Origin of the sequence: Paenibacillus sp. LK1, from assembly GCF_002750415.1 — a bacterium.
Lineage (GTDB): Bacteria > Bacillota > Bacilli > Paenibacillales > Paenibacillaceae > Paenibacillus > Paenibacillus taichungensis.
In genome coordinates this window covers 252,605-269,338 of the sequence record NZ_PEII01000010.1, presented here as the reverse complement: position 1 = coordinate 269,338, position 16,734 = coordinate 252,605, and the positions used below count along the sequence as shown (strand labels likewise).

General features: G+C 45.8%; 13 protein-coding genes. 8 read left to right on the top strand and 5 right to left on the bottom strand.

Going from position 1 to position 16,734, the window contains the following annotated elements; all coding sequences use genetic code 11:
• Nucleotides 1–165: 165 nt before the first annotated feature.
• Both CS562_RS22455 and rpsD read right to left on the bottom strand, forming a co-directional pair.
• A complete protein-coding gene (locus tag CS562_RS22455) occupies nt 166–3,285 on the bottom strand; it encodes a transglycosylase domain-containing protein (protein ID WP_099858261.1) in 3,120 nt (1,039 codons plus the stop codon).
• Nucleotides 3,286–3,634: 349 nt separating this feature from the next.
• On the bottom strand, nt 3,635–4,234 hold the full coding sequence (gene rpsD / locus CS562_RS22450) for a 30S ribosomal protein S4 (RefSeq protein ID WP_076288214.1): 600 nt from the start codon (nt 4,232–4,234) through the stop codon (nt 3,635–3,637).
• A 463-nt stretch (nt 4,235–4,697) separates the two neighbouring features.
• Here rpsD and CS562_RS22445 point away from each other — a divergent pair, with 463 nt between their 5' ends.
• From CS562_RS22445 to CS562_RS22425, 5 genes are all read left to right on the top strand, one after another.
• Entirely contained in the window at nt 4,698–6,677 is a 1,980-nt protein-coding gene (locus CS562_RS22445) for a sensor domain-containing diguanylate cyclase (protein ID WP_099858260.1), read from the top strand.
• A 132-nt stretch (nt 6,678–6,809) separates the two neighbouring features.
• Nucleotides 6,810–7,676, top strand: coding sequence for a hypothetical protein (locus tag CS562_RS22440; RefSeq protein WP_099858259.1), 867 nt, complete (start codon nt 6,810–6,812; stop codon nt 7,674–7,676).
• Nucleotides 7,677–7,786: 110 nt separating this feature from the next.
• Nucleotides 7,787–8,902, top strand: a complete 1,116-nt coding sequence (locus tag CS562_RS22435) for an aminopeptidase (RefSeq protein ID WP_076288217.1) — start codon at nt 7,787–7,789, stop codon at nt 8,900–8,902.
• Between the two features lie 96 nt (nt 8,903–8,998).
• A complete protein-coding gene (locus CS562_RS22430; RefSeq protein ID WP_024631140.1) occupies nt 8,999–9,244 on the top strand; it encodes an HPr family phosphocarrier protein in 246 nt (81 codons plus the stop codon).
• 225 nt (nt 9,245–9,469) lie between these two features.
• Nucleotides 9,470–9,763, top strand: coding sequence for an Fpa/YlaN family protein (locus CS562_RS22425; RefSeq protein ID WP_024631139.1), 294 nt, complete (start codon nt 9,470–9,472; stop codon nt 9,761–9,763).
• A gap of 194 nt (nt 9,764–9,957) precedes the next feature.
• On the opposite strand, the gene cax is transcribed toward CS562_RS22425, so the two are convergent.
• Nucleotides 9,958–11,028, bottom strand: a complete 1,071-nt coding sequence (cax, locus tag CS562_RS22420) for a calcium/proton exchanger (protein ID WP_099858258.1) — start codon at nt 11,026–11,028, stop codon at nt 9,958–9,960.
• Nucleotides 11,029–11,211: 183 nt separating this feature from the next.
• Between cax and CS562_RS22415 the strand changes: the two genes are divergently transcribed.
• A complete protein-coding gene (locus CS562_RS22415) occupies nt 11,212–11,574 on the top strand; it encodes an Asp23/Gls24 family envelope stress response protein (protein ID WP_024631137.1) in 363 nt (120 codons plus the stop codon).
• Between the two features lie 238 nt (nt 11,575–11,812).
• On the opposite strand, the gene ftsW is transcribed toward CS562_RS22415, so the two are convergent.
• Nucleotides 11,813–13,096, bottom strand: a complete 1,284-nt coding sequence (gene ftsW, locus CS562_RS22410) for a putative lipid II flippase FtsW (RefSeq protein ID WP_099858257.1) — start codon at nt 13,094–13,096, stop codon at nt 11,813–11,815.
• Between the two features lie 13 nt (nt 13,097–13,109).
• A complete protein-coding gene (locus CS562_RS22405; protein WP_053784292.1) occupies nt 13,110–13,457 on the bottom strand; it encodes a YugN family protein in 348 nt (115 codons plus the stop codon).
• Nucleotides 13,458–13,669: 212 nt separating this feature from the next.
• On the opposite strand from CS562_RS22405, the gene CS562_RS22400 reads away from it, so the two are divergent.
• Complete coding sequence (locus tag CS562_RS22400; protein WP_076288219.1) at nt 13,670–14,839, top strand: M20 family metallopeptidase; 1,170 nt, start codon at nt 13,670–13,672, stop codon at nt 14,837–14,839.
• Between the two features lie 198 nt (nt 14,840–15,037).
• Nucleotides 15,038–16,714 (top strand): DNA repair helicase XPB, encoded by a 1,677-nt coding sequence (locus tag CS562_RS22395; RefSeq protein WP_099858256.1) that lies wholly within the window; start codon nt 15,038–15,040, stop codon nt 16,712–16,714.
• Nucleotides 16,715–16,734: the final 20 nt, after the last annotated feature.

The window sequence follows — 16,734 nt, the reverse complement described above, 5'->3', positions numbered from 1 at the left end:
ACCAGCAGATGCTACGTGTCTGCTTGCCCCATGATTCCAATAAAAAGCCTGATCCGTGTCTCACTTACGGATCAGGCTTTTTTACTTTGGATTATGCACGAATAACAAAACCCCATCCTCATGATGCGAGAATGGGGTTAAGAGTGGAGCTATGGTAACTCTGTATTACGGTTGGAAATGCACGGCTCCGGACGGCTCGGATTCGCCTATGCTGTTGCTGGCGGATACCTTGAACCATCCACTGGTGGATGCAGGCACTCCGTAGTCCATGGAGGTACCTGAAGTTGTGCCAATTTTGGTGTAAGGGGCTGTCCCTGTTTCACTAAAATATACAGCATAACTTTGAACGCCATCCGATTCCGGATTGGAGGCCCACTGAATGCGCAGTCCTTGGGAAAGCGCCGACACGGTCACTTGGCCCGGCGTAGCCGGAGCCGTAGATGCGGTATTCTCATTCTGAGAGTCTTCCGGTGTAACGACTGTTCCCGGAACATTAATCGGTTCATTTATTTCTTCATCTGCAGGAGGCTCTACCATTCCCGCACTGCTAACTGCTGCGCTAGGAGCAGACTCACGACCCGCTACATCTACTGCTGTGACGTAGAACGCAAAGTTTCCACCCTGTGCATATGCGGTAAATGATCTGGACTCACCTGTCAGGACAACCTGCCCCTGATTCTGGAATCCGGCGCCATTTACTGAGCGATACAGGCGATAACCAACCACATCACTTTCTGGTGTTGCATTAAACGTAATCACGGCGTTTCCATTGGCAACGGAAATTCTCACATTGCCTGGTGCATCCGGTGCTTTGCCGTTATCGGTTCTTGGATCGATCTGTGTCGGCATGTCTGCATCGGCATCTTCCGGCAGGTAATATGCAAGTGATTCGTGACGACTCATGCGTGAGAATGCACTTTGCAGTTCCTTGATGAGATCAGAGATCGGTTTCTTGCGCTTAACGACCGTTTTCTCTTTTGTCATATCTCCAGGTGTTTCATCACGCGGAATGTAGTTGACACCATTGTAAGTGATATATTTGGCTTTTGCGACGCCATCATCGCTATCCTTCGGCACAAACTTGCTATTGAAAATATCAGTGACAAATCTGTCAGTCAGAGATGTTGGCAATTTGCCGCTATAAGCGGATACGGTTCGTGTCTCGATCCCGGATGGTTTCTTGAACGAATCGGTTACGAACATCTCTTTGTCAGTAGCGATGACTTGATTCATGATTTGCGTCCACAGCTGCTGTGCACGTTTCTTCTGTGATCTTGTCTCCAGCGTGTTTACCGGCTGTTTGTATCCAACCCATACACCCAACGTGACATCCGGTGTATAGCCTTCAAACCAAACATCGGCGTAGTTTTGAGTTGAACCCGTTTTGCCTACGATAGGCACACTCTTGGAGTACTTGTAATTTTCACGAACTTTATCGGCTGTACCTTCCGTAATAACGGTGCGAAGCATATCTGTCATCAGGTAAGCCGTCTGTTCTGAGAAAGCTTGAACAGGTTCTGCATCGTGTTTATATACGATATTCCCTTTTGAGTCTACAATTTTGCTAATCATATAGGAATCATTGTACACACCATTGTTGGCAATGGCTCCATAGGCATTGGTGAGCTCTTCAACGGTAACACCGTACTGAAGTCCTCCAAGTACACCAGTCTGGGCTTGGTAGTCAATCGGTTGGATGGTGGTAATCCCAAGCTTCTTGGCGAAGGCCCATGATTTGTCGATACCAACATCTTCGTTGAACAGCTTCAGCGCAGGAACATTCAGCGAGTAGTTGAGTGCTCTACGGGCAGTCACAAGTCCCTGGTAGCGATTGTTGGCATTTTTCGGAATATGGAATCCAGTCTGGCCGTCCTTCAGAATTATCGGTGAATCATCAATAATGGAAGCTGGTTGAACAAGCCCTTCATCCAGTGCAGGCAGATAAGCAGCAATAGGTTTCATAGTTGAACCTGGCTGACGCACCATCTGGGTTGCATAGTTCATCTGTTCATCCTGGAAATCACGGCCTTCAATCATGCCGAGAATGGCGCCTGTTTTGTGATTGATCAACATGGCAGCAGTCTGTTCTTTTCCCTTCACGGGATCGTCAGCAGCGAAATTACTGTCATCTTCGGCAATAGTACGCATCGTTTTGTAGATACTCTTGTTGATCGTCGTGTAGATACGATATCCACCTGTACGCAATTGCTGCTGAGCTTCTTCCAGCAGGACACTGCTTTCTTTTTGCGGTGTAGCTGTATCCGTATCCTTGGCTGTATCCGCTTTGGCATCCGTGCCTTCAGCTTTATCCGAATTGAGTTGCATTAGAATCTGTGCAGCTTGACGCTCTGTTTCCATCATAAGGTATGGATAAGTATTGTAAGCTTTGATGGTTTTGGGTGCGAGTGAACTCTTGATGTCAAAAGCAAGAGCTTCGTCATACTCGGATTGATTAATTTTGCCCAGTTCCAGCATACGGCGCAAGACCAGATGCTGACGATTGATTGCACGCTCAAAATTGTCCTCAACAAAGTCACCTTTTCCATTAAAGGCAGAATAAGAGGAGGGGAGCTGAGGCAATCCTGCCAGATAAGCAGCCTGAGCTGTGTTTAATGTGCTCAAATCATTAATATTGAACAGTCCTTTGGCAGCTGCCTTGACTCCATATACATTATATCCACTGGAGCCGTTACCAAAAGGAACCTTGTTCAGATACGCTGTCATAATTTCGTCTTTGGTCAGGAAACGTTCGAGTCGGAGCGAAAGTAATATTTCTTTCACTTTCCGGTCCTCGGTTCGATCCAGATTGAGGAATACACGCCGGGCCAATTGCTGAGTCAGTGTGCTACCGCCAGTTTGAACAGATTCTTTTAACACTTTCTGTTTCACGGCACGGAGCGTTCCGCTCATGTCTACACCTTTATGTTCGTAAAAATGATTGTCTTCAATCGAAATGACTGCATCAATAACGTTCTGCGGAATCTGGTCAAAGGTGACCGGACGCCTGTCTTCTTCTGTTCGTAATTGACCGATCGGGCTGCCGTCGGCAAAGTAAGCAAAGCCTGTGATGGAGTTTTCGCTGACTTTTTGTTCAATCAGCGCCCTTGAACGGACAGGTTCGTCTTTCACAATGGAACTGACGTATCCCATCAGAGCACCGCCTACAAATAGTACCCCCATGAATCCCAGGACAACCATCCATTTGACGAAACTACCCAGTCTGCGGGCGAAGCTGCGCTTGCGGGCAGGCTGTTCATCGGGCTTTTTCTTATTAACATCAACCATTCAGTGTCTTCCTCCTTTTAACAGCACTTATTATAGCATAAAAAGGCTGGTTTGCATGCCTGAGAAATACAAGCAATGGTCGAAAATTGCCATACTTTCTTGGTTTATGATATATATCATGCGGAATTGAATTACATATCATGAGAAGTCATGGAGAATTTCAGTAAAACGTGGAAGTCTTGAGCATTCGAGTATGGATAAAATAGATGACTATTTATAGGAAGGAGGCCATTCCATGCATTTGATACAGGGGGCATGAACTCCATTTTTTTGTTCTTTGTTTCTCTTATAATAAAAAAAACAGCTGCCGAGAAAATCTCGGACAGCTGTTTTAATGAAATTCCAACGATTAACGGTTGTAGAACTCGACGATTTGTTTTTCGTCGATGTCTTGGGACAATTCCGAACGCTCAGGCAAACGAATAAATTTACCTTCCAGAGCAGTATCGTTGAATTCTACGTATGCCGGAAGATGCGAACGGTTTTCCAAAGCTTCCTTAACGGAAGAAAGACCGCGGCTTCTTTCACGCAGGCTGATAACGTCGCCAGTGCTTACTTGGTAAGAAGCGATGTCAACTTTTTTGCCGTTTACAGTTACGTGACCGTGGGATACCAACTGACGCGAACCAGCGCGGGAGTTAGCGAATCCAAGGCGATATACGAGGTTATCAAGGCGGCTCTCAAGCAAGAACATGAAGTTTTCACCCGCGATACCTTGCATTTTTTGCGCTTTAGCAAAGAGAGTGCGGAATTGCTTCTCGCCCAAACCGTACATGTGACGCAGTTTTTGTTTTTCTTGCAATTGCATACCGTAGTTGCTCATTTTTCTCCGTTGGTTAGCTCCGTGCTGACCTGGAGGGAAAGGACGTTTCAATTCTTTGCCTGTTCCGCTCAGGGAAATGCCGAGGCGACGGCTCAATTTAAATTTAGGACCAGTGTAACGTGCCATGTTTAAAGTAGCTCCTTTTTAGTTAAAGTTCATATAGGGCTCTGTTTGCGCTCCAATTTGTTGATGCGGGCTAAGCCACGCATAAGACGATCAGAAAAGTTCAGCCGCTGTCCTGAAAGCAACAAAAAGAATGAGGGTGACACAACCGGTAATGCCCAAATTTAAAGACCCATTAGTAGTCTTCATCAACAATTTATTTTACAGTTTACTAGAACCAAAGTCAAGCGTGTGATAAAAGCAAAAAAACGTCTAAATTTGTCGATAGGTCCTTAGGCCCAAAATAATGGGACAATTTTCTGAAATATGGATGCAAAAATGCTTTAAAGAGAGTAAAATAGATTGTATCTTAACTTTAAATGATCTTGTACATTAAGGTTATCGCATAGGATTTGCAGGTTTGCGATAACGTCTGCAGATTAATGCATCCGAGTGGATGCAAAAACGGTGCAAAGGAGCGCCTGACATGTTAGAACATCTAAGAAGTAAACCAGCCAGCTTGGATTCGCGAAGTTCGGGCGATTCCGCATCTTCTGCCGCTCCTCACGAAGCGCATGTATTCTGGATGCAAAAAATGGACATCACACCTTTTGATTTTTCATATTTGGAAACCCTGCTGCAGCAAGCATACACCGACTGGCACGCCCAACGGCGGCCGCACTCGGACAGATCATCGATAATATACAACGTATGGAATACAGAAGGGATCTGTATGGGGCAAGGCAATGAAGGGGCTCCATTGCTCGATGTACATTCGACTGTGATGCAATGCCTTGAAACGGGACAGGCCCAGTCGTTACGTGGAACCACTGAAAATGGAGAGTACCATCTAATGGCTGAACCTTTATTCTCCAGGACAAATAAGGATATGTTTGCTGTCTTCACTGCTGTAACCTACGAGCAACATCGAGATGACACGTCTGAAGCCGTTGTTCGATCGGAGGCATTGCATTATCGTACCTGCTTTTACCGAAGATTTGAATACATATTTATGACGGATCTATTACATGCTCATGAACAAACGGCACGTGAAGAACACCGAAGGTCGATTCTCTTCCAAATCGTTCAACGGATGCATGACAAAATGGATGTGGACGCGATATTGGATGAAGTCTTCGACAGCATTGACTACTTATATCCAACAACTCGTATGACATTGTATATGTCTCAGGATCAGAGCAGCCTCAACCCACGTATCAAACCGTTGCTTGTAAATGAACGGGGAGAAGACATCTGTGTACAATCGTTCATGGAGGGCAAGCTCATAGTTGTTCGATCGGATGAAGGTGAACATCGCATTCTGGAGGTTGGCCTTCCTCTAAAAGGTAAACAAGGGATCTATGGTGTATTTCATATTGAGATGAATGAGGAGTTAATGGAAGATTCCGATCTCCAACTCATTACGATGATGGCGGATACAGCAGGAACTGCCTTTGAAAATGCCAAACTGCACGAGCAATCGAATATGTTGATCCAGGAACTTCGTCTAATCAACGATCTGACACAACGTTTGAACAAAAGCCTACAGCTGATGGAGATCTATCAATTCTCCGAGCAGGAGTTAAAGGACATCTTTCAGGCTGAATCATGTTGTATTCTTCAACTGAATGACAGTACGGATCACTTTGAAGTGATGTCTTCCAATGTGAATGAGTTAGGTCGCAAATCGTTTCCAATGGATTATGGAATCGCAGGGTTACTGTATCAAACCGAAGAACCGCTCATTCTATCCAATTATGCGAAATACGATAGAGTGTCATCGGTCTTCATGGATCTTACTGGTTCTATGTCATTGATTGCTTCACCCCTTCGGGTGAATGGTGAAGTGAAGGGTGCCATTTTGCTGGGACATCCCAAAAAGCAGTATTTTTCGTATGACAATTACCGTCTGTTGCAGATGTTGTCCATTCATATTGGACTTGCTCTCTCCAATGCAACGCTTCACGCCGAGGTACGACGTTTGGCTAACCTGGATATGCTGACAGGACTGTATGTGAGGCATTATCTGGATAGTGTGATCCATGAACGTCAGGCTCATGAATTCTGTGGTTCACTCATTGTCGTGGATATTGACCAGTTTAAACAGGTGAATGATACGTTTGGGCACCAAACAGGTGATCAGGTATTAAAACAGGTGAGCGACATTGTGACGAGTTCCGTCCGGCCTGAGGATATCTGTGCCAGATGGGGTGGAGAAGAACTGGCTATTTATATGCCTCAGATTGGTGCTCGTCAGGCACTGGAATATGCAGAAATCATTCGTACCAGAGTCGCTGAGGAGACAAGGCCTTCCGTGACCGTATCCAGCGGTATTGCCGAATGGAACTGGATGGATGAGAAGGTTAGTGTGGAATCGTTATTTTACCGGGCTGATATGGCCTTGTATGATGCGAAGCATGGTGGTCGAAATCGGATCGTCATGGAAGAACAGGAAGTTACACGTTAAGAGAGGACTATTCCGATTGCGGAGTCGTCCTCTCTTTATTTTTTTGATAAGGCGATGCCAAAGGAAGGAAGTATAAGCAAATAAGGGAGGGGCAGGCTATGGAGAAAGTTTGATGGAAAGGTGGAATAGAACATGTTGAACCGTCGGTATATACGTGGGCTATTGTTGTTTCTGAGCATTGTTGTGTTGTGTGCTCCTGGTTGTGGATTGTTAGAGCGAGATCGAACCCCCGAGGAATTATTTTCACTGGCTTTATCCGGAATTGCAGGCAAAGAAAAGCTGAGTTTTGACGGGGAAGCGGGATTACGACGCGAAAGCAGCGGGCTGTTCGAAAATCAGTTTAAATTTGAAGGCAAGCTGGAGAATCATGATCGTTTGACCTTGCAAACGAGGCTGCCTGGAGCTGTGACTGCTGCCGGAGCGGGAATAAAAGGAGTAAATGCCGCTGCTGTTAACAATAACGGGCAACCGAGCGGATTCAGTGCATCATTTGAACGAAAACAAGGACAGTGGATGGCTTTAACTGCCCAACATGAGCCCCTGCGTGGTTCGTTGTCCCGTTTTAATCCTATCGCTCAAATGGAAAGTATCGATCGTATGGAAAAAACGATAAAGTCCGAGTACGGTTCAGGCCGTCGAACAAAAATACTGCGAATTGAACTCGCGCCAAAAGACGCCAAAACTTGGGCACTCGCGCAGCTTAACGACGAGATGAATGCGATTCGGGCGGAGTATATGCACAAGGCTGCTACGGTTAAGGGAGGTAGTCAGGAGAAACTGGAGAAGGATTTGAACAAAGTGTGGGAGCAAGGGGAAACATCAATGCAAGAGATGATGAAACAGGCCGAGGTACAGACGGTGTATCATCTAACCGTAGATCGGAAAACTAGCTTGCCCTTGCGACTTTCCTCGGAAAGCCAGGTGAGCTATAAGGACATGAACAGCAAAAGAAATAAAGAAGCTCTTGTCACAGATGTAAACTTCAGGGCCTATGAATAGATAAGTTGTGGGGCTGCCTGCTGACGGGATCGTTGCAGCGTGCTACAATAGTATCGTAATTTACCGTTGTTCAATTCAGGGGATGGCGGATGACAGGAGGAGTTTACAAGATGAAGGACCCAAGAATTCAGAAGCTCGCAGCCAATCTGGTGGGCTACTCTGTAGATGTACAGCCCGGCGAGAATGTGCTGGTTGAGATGATTGGCACAGAACGGGATCTGATTAATGCAATTATTGAAGAAGTAGGCAAAAAAGGCGGTAACGTCTTTGTACAGCTGACTGACAAAACAGTACAGCGTGCCATGCTCAAAAATGCGACAGAAGAAATGGTGAAAACCTGGGCAGAGATCGATCTGAACCGGATGAAGCAAATGGATTGTTACATTGGCATCCGTGCAGGGGAGAATGTGAATGATCTGTCCGATGTACCGGAAGAGAAAATGAAAATGTACAATTCACTTTATTCCCATCCGGTACATAGCGAGCAACGGGTAAAACATACAAAATGGGTTGTGCTTCGTTACCCGAATGCAAGTATGGCACAGCTGGCGAATACAAGCACAGAAGCGTTTGAAAATTTCTACTTCGACGTATGTAATCTGGATTACGCTAAAATGGACAAAGCACAGGATTCATTGGCTAATCTGATGAAACGTACGGACAAAGTGCGCATCACTGGACCGGGAACAGACCTGAGCTTCTCCATTAAAGATATCGGTGCAGAGAAATGTTCTGGCCAAAAAAATATTCCGGATGGCGAAGTGTACAGTGCCCCTGTACGTAATTCCGTGAACGGAACGATTAGTTATAACGCGCCAACGTTGTATAACGGCATTACTTTTGAAAATATTAAATTCACGTTTAAAGACGGTAAAATTGTTGAAGCAACAAGCAACGATACAGACCGCATCAATGAAATTCTGAATTCAGATGAGGGCGCTCGTCATATCGGAGAATTCGCAATTGGATTTAATCCACATATCCTGCACCCAATGAAGGACATTCTGTTTGATGAAAAAATTGCAGGCAGCTTGCACTTTACGCCAGGCCAGGCATATGAAGAAACAGATAACGGAAACCGTTCCTCCATTCACTGGGATCTGGTGTTGATCCAGCGTCCAGACTACGGTGGTGGCGAAATTTATTTTGATGATGTATTGATCCGTAAAGACGGGATTTTCGTTATTCCTGAGCTGGAATGCCTCAATCCGGATCGTCTGAAGTAGGAACAGTATTTTGCTGTTGCTAGGAAAGCGGATTCACGGTATCATGTAGTGGTAATTAATAGATGATACCAAAAGTGAAAAGACGGAGGGATTCCTATGTCGAGTAATAACGCAGCGGTAGTGGAAATTGCTCAAACAGCGAGCAAGTTTACTTCTTCAATCGTGCTTCATTCAGAGAACAAGTATATCGATGTAAAAAGTATTCTCGGACTGTTTACAACGCTGATCAGCACGCACAGCTATGAACTGCATGTTCATGGCCCGGATGCAGCTGAAGCCAAAGCAGCTATGTCAGAAGTATTTGCCAAACATGGACTGAACGTAAGTATCGCATCCGAGTAATGGCACTAAGAAGCATCTCTGCCTATTATGGCAGAGGTGCTTTTTTTGCATGAGATAATTCAGGTGTAAGGCAAGACCTCCGTAAAATAGGGGGATTAGGCAGGAATAAAGCTCTTCAAGATCTATGGTTATTTTGGTCAGGTTCTTGTATTAGCTCCTGATTTCGTCTAATATTAGAGGTAGAACGTCTTTACGCGATTTTTGGGACATAGGGGGGAAAAATGCATGACTTCATCTGATCTGCAGGACCAGTTGCACTTGAAAGCGATCAGTCTTCTTCAAGAAGATGCAGATAAAATACAGAAGCTTATTGAAGTACAGATGGAGAATCTGGCTACCCGCTACTGCCCTCTCTATGAGGAAGTATTGGATACACAGATGTATGGGTTCTCCAAGGAAGTCGATTTTGCTGTTCGTGCAGGGCTTCTTCCAGAAGGTGCTGGTAAGCAGCTGGTAAGCGCGCTTGAGCGGAATCTGGCGATTCTATATGAAGCTTTGAACAAGAAGAATGAGCAATAGCCTGCAATAGCGTGGGTCAGAATAGAAGGCATGCAGGTGTTTGCATGCTTTTTTTGTGCGCCTGGATCGGAACAGCTCATCTGATGTGGTTCAGGCAGAGGCAGAAAAGAAAAAAGCAGTCTGGAAATGCGATTTCCAGGCTGCCTTTTACGCGCTAATTTTTTTGACTATCAATTAGGATGATCGGAGTACTGTTATACCAAGAAGAACGATACACCCAAAATAACATACACAACCATTAGGAGCAGACCTTCGTACCAGTTGGTTGAACCGTCCTGGGTGATGGACTTGGCGATAAATACGGCTACGCCTATGGCGACCAGCTCAATCGTTGTAAATACAATGTCCATCGTTCTGCCAGTGAAGAAACTGACAAAAACAAGTACAGGAGCAACGAAGAGTGCGATTTGCAAACTGCTGCCAACTGCGATCTCCACGGCGGCACCGATTTTGTTTTTCATGGCAAGCATGATGGCTGCACTATGCTCTGCGGCGTTACCGATAATGGCTACGAGGAACGCACCGACGAACAGTTCGCTGAGTCCGAATTGTTCAGTAAACACCTCAAGGGTACCAACGAGCCATTCACTGACGAAGGCAACCATGACGGTCGCAAGAACGAGATAGAGAATTGATTTTTTCTTGGACCACTCGGGTGCATGTTCATGCGGCAATTCTTCATCTTCATCCACTGTGACATCTGCGAGATAGTTCTTGTGTGTAACCATGGAGAATACCAACCACGCTATGTAGGCAAGGATCAGCAAACCTGCGACAATGAGACTGAGTGTGTTCGTATCCTTCTGTGTGATGGAATGGGTATTCAGGAAGACGGCTGGGATAAACAGGGCAATGATGGCTACAATCATCAGGGAGCCGTTTAAACCGGCAAGCGATACGTTATAATTCTGAATTTTGAACTTGAGTCCTCCGGCAAAGATACTTAGACCTAGCACCAGCAGCAGGTTACCGATAATGGAGCCTGTCAAACTGGCCTTAACCATGTCGAACAATCCTTCTTTGACGAGGAAAATGGCGATGATCAATTCGGCGGCATTGCCGAATGTAGCATTCAAAAAACCGCCTAACCGCTGTCCAGCATAATGGGCTACATTTTCGGTGGCTTTGCCTAAAAAACCGGCCACAAAAATAACCGAAATGGCTGAAATGACGAATTGCAGAATCGAATCCCATTTCAAGTAGTGGGCGACGGCGCTGAGTGCAAAGGTGGCAATCAGCAAAATGGATGAAATTCGGTTTCTCACAACAAACACCTCGGTAACGTATTATTTTGTTTTAAACGATATGACTAAACACTTATGAGATTATTTTCATATTTCAATATAACCAAATCGTGGTAGGTTGTAAACGCATCTTTTTGAGTTTAATTTGCTTTTTGGGGTGGAAAGGATTTAAAATACGAGTAACGAAGTGAAGGAGGATGTGGCATGGCAGAACAACTTCAACTAGAGGGCGGAAACATCCGGATTGCCGATGACGTAGTGGCGAAAATTGCCGGAATGGCTGCGATGGAGACACCCGGAATTGCCGCAATGTCTGGAGGATTGTCAGAGGGCTGGGCCAAGCGCCTGAGCGGTAAAAACGTACAGAAAGGCGTAGGCGTGGAAGTCGGCCAGCTGGAAGCAGCCATTGATCTGCGCATCATCGTCCTGTACGAGACACCGATTCATGAAGTTTCCCGCATGCTCCAGCAGAATGTAAGAGAAGCGGTAGAGACCATGACCGGGTTACGTGTTGTTGAAGTCAATGTAAAGGTAGAAGGCGTATCTTTCAGAGGCGACGATCTGTAAACTTGAGCAATCCGTGATGGAAGAACAGCGGTATGTTGACCTGGTTCTTCATCTAGATAGACAACAGCNACGATCTGTAAACTTGAGCAATCCGTGATGGAAGAACAGCGGTATGTTGACCTGGTTCTTCATCTAGATAGACAACAGCAAAAAGACTTGGCATCGAATTCGATGCCAAGTCTTTTTCTGTTTCCAATTCATTTTGTTTCAATACCATTCGTATCACGTTTGCTTCGCATTACCGAATTCGACGAATAGATTCACGTGAACGAAGTGCGGGAGAGGTACGGGATGTCTGAACCGTCACCGACTTCGTTTTCTCTTCCTTGATGACGTCCAAATTATTGGTACGCGAAATGCTAAGCAGAATTCCCATGGCCACCATCATCACAAAGAGTGAGGTGCCGCCATAACTGATGAACGGAAGGGTAACCCCTGTCACCGGAATGGTCTGGGTCACACCCCCAATATTGATAAAAGCCTGGATTGCAATTAATCCCATAATACCAATCCCAACCAGCGTCCCAAATGGATCGGGACAGCGAAGGGAGACGATAATGCCTCGCCAAATGAAGTATAGGTAGACCAACAGAAACAGGGCAGTTCCAACAAAGCCAAGCTCTTCCCCAATGACGGAGAAAATAAAGTCATTATAAGCATTTGGCAAATAATGCAGCTTCATCGTACCTTGTCCGATCCCGGAGCCGGTGATGCCTCCATCTCCAATTGCAACAAGGGAGCGATAGAGGTTAAGGCTTCCGCCTGTCGTATCGGATAATGGATCAAGGAACGCCTGTATCCGCCCGATTTTGTAGTTCTGTGTAGCTTCCGTAGCTGTAGTGCTGGCAGTATCTGAAGAAGACATGGAAGAAAACAGGGCATTCGCTCCAAGTGCTAATGCTGCTCCCAGCACAACCAACAGGATGGAAGCCAGAATATGTTTCATGCTAGCGCCACCTGCGTAGATGACAAGACCGCAAGTAGCCACAAGAATGAAGCATGTACCAAAGTCGGGTTGCAGCATGATTAACCCGGCAATGAACCCAACAATAACCAATACCGGAATATATCCTGTCTTAAGATCCCTGAACCGTTCACCTTTTTTGGTAATCAGTGCAGCGAGGTACAGAATAATAGCGATTTTGGCAAACTCGGCGGGCTGAATACTGAATCCAAAGATGCGAATCCAGCTTCGTGCACCATTCAACATCGCGCCTGAAACCAAAACGACCAATAGCAATACCGTCGTGAACAAGAAAAATGGTGCATAAAGTTTTTTGTATTTGTTAAATCGGATATTCATGGCAAAAAACATGCCCACTAAACCGATAACCGCCCACATAAGTTGTTTTTTCGTGAAGAACAGGGCATCATTGTTAAAACTTTTATTTGCAATTGCAATGCTGGAACTGGAGCTGAACACCATCACCAGTCCGAAGCCCACCAACAATAAAGTGAGGATTAGCAGTTGGAAATCCGGCGTGCCTCTCTTCGTTTTCGTTTGGGCCGTTTGTTGTTTCATGGTTCGGCCCAGCCTAAGCTTCCAGCAGTTCTTTAAGCTGCTGTAATTTTTGGGCCGCCAGCTTCACGACTGGCTGCGGTACGGTAGAGTCATAATCCAGACCATGTGGAAAGGTTGCTTTTCCAAGATAAACAGCTTCAACTGCGAGAACCGTATCCGGTTTTTCGAGTTTGCCGTCTATCGCACGGGTATTAATACGTACAAAGTATTCCGATTTGGTTTGTTCATCTTCAATTTTGTAGTCATATGTAGCACGATAATATTCCCATTGCCACCGGACAAATCCGACTTTCTCGGCGCTCTCATCCAGGTATGCCAAGTCGCTCTTCAAGCCATCCAAGCCTGTATTCTCAAAAATCATAAGCGTCTGATCCTCCTCATAAGCTTCCGAGAGTATAAATCTCGTTCTTTTCTCTATTTTATGATAGTATGTTTCCCCTTCCCGTGCAAGCTTTCAAGCGGTCATTCGTATCGGTTTTCTTCCAATTCTGCTACAATATACAGCAATAGGTTTCAAGAGGAAGGTTCGGGCTTGATGAAAGTCCCGTATAGAGAGCGAAAGGATGGAGAGACATGACAAATAATATATGGTGGAATGACCTGCAAATCCACATGGTAGAATGGCGTCGTCATCTTCATCGGAATCCTGAGGTTTCCTTTCATGAGGAGAAGACATCCTCTTTTGTAGCGGGTATGCTGGAGAGCTTTGGCGTTGAAGTGAAACGGCACGTTGGCGGACACGGGGTTATAGGTAGTCTTCGTGGGGACGAGCCAGGGCCTGTCGTAATGCTTCGTGCAGATATGGATGCACTTCCGATCCAGGACGAGAAGGACGTTGAATATGCATCACAACAAGCAGGAGCCATGCATGCCTGTGGTCATGATGGTCACATATCCATTTTGCTAGGCACGGCATTGTACTTCAGCCGTCATAAACATGAGATCAAGGGTGAGATTCGCTTTTTGTTCCAACCTGCAGAAGAATTGCTTCCAGGTGGGGCTCTCAAGGTCATTGCAGACGGAGGACTGGAAGGGGTAGATGTCATCTATGGTATTCATCTATGGACCCCGCTTCCTGTAGGCGTGGCAGCAAGTACTCCGGGGCCGATGATGGCAGCGGCAGATGACTTTTATATTGAGATCAAAGGAAAAGGTGGACATGGCGGCATGCCGCAATCCACAGTGGACAGCCTCGTGGCAGGTTCCGCCCTAGTAATGCAATTGCAGACGGTTGTCAGTCGCTCAGTAGATCCTTTGCGTCCCGCAGTATTGACAATTGGCACGATGCAGGCAGGGTCAGCACAGAATATCATCGCCGAGTTATGCAAAATGACGGGTACGGTGAGAACCTTTGATGAAGAGACACGCAGTATGATGAAGGAACGTGTGCATACGATCGTGGCTCAGACCGGAGAGATCTATGGTGCTGAGACGAAGTTGAATTATATTATGGGATATCCTCCAGTCGTGAATGATGAGCAGGAAACGGCGCGTTTCTTCAAGGAAGCGGTAGATGTATTTGGTGCAGACCAGGTACAGAAGTCACCGATGTTGATGCCAGCTGAAGATTTCGCTTATTACCTGCAACAGATTCCTGGCTGCTTTATGTTTGTCGGAGCAGGCAACCCGGAGAAGAATGCCATCTATCCGCATCACCATCCAAAGTTTGACTTTGATGAGGATGCCATGCAAAATGCTGTAAAACTATTTATAGCAATGGCTAAAGGATATACAGCCGAATGATTTGATTATAGTTGGGCATCCTATTCATACCAAGGTATGGGCAGGGTGCTTTTTTTGTTAGGTCTTTATAAAGCTAAAATTAAGGTCGAACTGTTGTATTATACAGGTTCAATTTCGGAAGAAACCGAAACTGGACTTTTTGTGATGCCTGTTATTCAGAAAAACATATAGACATTTTTAAATTAGGGAGGAAGCGGAATGGAGAAAACGGGCGCCTGTATTGTGCAGCGTGATTTTACAGTATTGCTTGAAGTGGGTCATCCCGGATTTGATCAGGCCAGAGCTCAATTAGGGATGTATGCGGAACTGGTGAAGACACCTGCGGCTTTTCATACATATCGTATTACTGCATTATCACTGTGGAATGCGGCTGCACTCGGATGGAGTGCTGATCAAGTGATAGCAAGTCTGGAATCAGTGTCTCGTTGGAATGTTCCTGCGGCCCTGATTCAAGATATTCAGAGAATTATCTATCAATATGGGAAGCTGCAATTGAAGCCAGAGGCAGTTCATGGGAGAATGCGTCTCGTGAGCGAAGACGAACGATTGCTGGATGAATTAAGCAGTATGAAAACCATCTCGGCTTTTCGGATGGAGCGTGTCGATCCCCATGAGCTTTTACTTGGCGGTGAGCAACGCGGATTGCTGAAACGGGAGTTGACCCGCTTGGGTTATCCAGTGCTGGATTATGCGGGATATCGAGAAGGAACAAGTCTTCCGTTTGAATGGAAAGCGAATACTCAAAGTGACAGTTCGGACAGCTTCCAGTTGCGACCGTACCAACGAGATGCTGTGGATGCTTTTGAAGGTAGCGAAGGCATGGGAGGAAGTGGCCTGCTTGTTCTCCCTTGCGGTGCAGGCAAAACAGTTATTGGGATGGCGGTATTGGAACGTTTGCAATGTGAATGCCTTATCTTGACCTCAAACACCACATCCGTACGGCAATGGATTCAGGAATTGCAGGACAAAACAACGATAACGAGTGAACAAATTGGTGAGTATTCCGGTCAGAAAAAACAGGTTAAACCTGTGACTGTGGCTACTTATCAAATTCTTACACATCGAAAATCGAAAGATGCTGATTTTACTCATATCAAATTGCTCAGTGAACGTCAGTGGGGGCTCATCATTTATGATGAGGTCCATCTGCTGCCAGCACCTGTATTTCGGGCTACTGCAGATATTCAGGCTACGAGAAGACTGGGATTGACAGCAACATTGGTGCGTGAGGATGGCTGTGAACAGGATGTATTTTCACTAATTGGTCCAAAATTATATGACATGCCATGGAAAGAATTGGAGCAGCAAGGATGGATAGCTAATGTACAGTGCCAGGAGATACGCATCCCGTTTACTCCGGAACTACGATCCAACTATTTAGAAGCAGAGGTGAAGCATCAATTTCGCCTTGCAGCCGAAAATCCGGCCAAATTAGCTGTGATCAGACGGATATTGGACCATCATGAGGGGATGCCAGCGCTTGTCATCGGACAGTATTTGGATCAGCTCGAGAGCATTGCCCGGGAAATTGAAGCGCCGCTTATATCGGGTACAATGTCCCAACAAGAACGAGTGAAATGGTTTGCAGCGTTCCGACGTGGAGAAATCAAAACAATTGTAGTATCCAAAGTTGCCAATTTTGCCGTAGATCTGCCGGATGCTGCTGTTGCACTTGAAATATCCGGAAGTTTCGGTTCAAGGCAGGAAGAAGCCCAGCGATTGGGTCGGATCTTAAGGCCGAAGTCCGGAGAAAATAAAGCTTATTTCTATGCCTTGGTATCCGAGGACAGTAAGGAACAGGAGTTTGCATTACGTCGTCAGATGTTCCTGGTCGAACAAGGATATGAGTACAAAATCATTCATGAATTGCAATGAAAAAGGGTGTACACCTTTAC

What these genes read in the sequence shown, in the direction of transcription:
- CS562_RS22455 (WP_099858261.1), bottom strand. Translation starts at nt 3,285, where the DNA reads ATGGTTGATGTTAATAAGAAAAAGCCCGATGAACAGCCTGCCCGCAAG.
- rpsD (WP_076288214.1), bottom strand. Translation starts at nt 4,234, where the DNA reads ATGGCACGTTACACTGGTCCTAAATTTAAATTGAGCCGTCGCCTCGGC.
- CS562_RS22445 (WP_099858260.1), top strand. Translation starts at nt 4,698, where the DNA reads ATGTTAGAACATCTAAGAAGTAAACCAGCCAGCTTGGATTCGCGAAGT.
- CS562_RS22440 (WP_099858259.1), top strand. Translation starts at nt 6,810, where the DNA reads ATGTTGAACCGTCGGTATATACGTGGGCTATTGTTGTTTCTGAGCATT.
- CS562_RS22435 (WP_076288217.1), top strand. Translation starts at nt 7,787, where the DNA reads ATGAAGGACCCAAGAATTCAGAAGCTCGCAGCCAATCTGGTGGGCTAC.
- CS562_RS22430 (WP_024631140.1), top strand. Translation starts at nt 8,999, where the DNA reads ATGTCGAGTAATAACGCAGCGGTAGTGGAAATTGCTCAAACAGCGAGC.
- CS562_RS22425 (WP_024631139.1), top strand. Translation starts at nt 9,470, where the DNA reads ATGACTTCATCTGATCTGCAGGACCAGTTGCACTTGAAAGCGATCAGT.
- CS562_RS22415 (WP_024631137.1), top strand. Translation starts at nt 11,212, where the DNA reads ATGGCAGAACAACTTCAACTAGAGGGCGGAAACATCCGGATTGCCGAT.
- ftsW (WP_099858257.1), bottom strand. Translation starts at nt 13,096, where the DNA reads ATGAAACAACAAACGGCCCAAACGAAAACGAAGAGAGGCACGCCGGAT.
- CS562_RS22405 (WP_053784292.1), bottom strand. Translation starts at nt 13,457, where the DNA reads ATGATTTTTGAGAATACAGGCTTGGATGGCTTGAAGAGCGACTTGGCA.
- CS562_RS22400 (WP_076288219.1), top strand. Translation starts at nt 13,670, where the DNA reads ATGACAAATAATATATGGTGGAATGACCTGCAAATCCACATGGTAGAA.
- CS562_RS22395 (WP_099858256.1), top strand. Translation starts at nt 15,038, where the DNA reads ATGGAGAAAACGGGCGCCTGTATTGTGCAGCGTGATTTTACAGTATTG.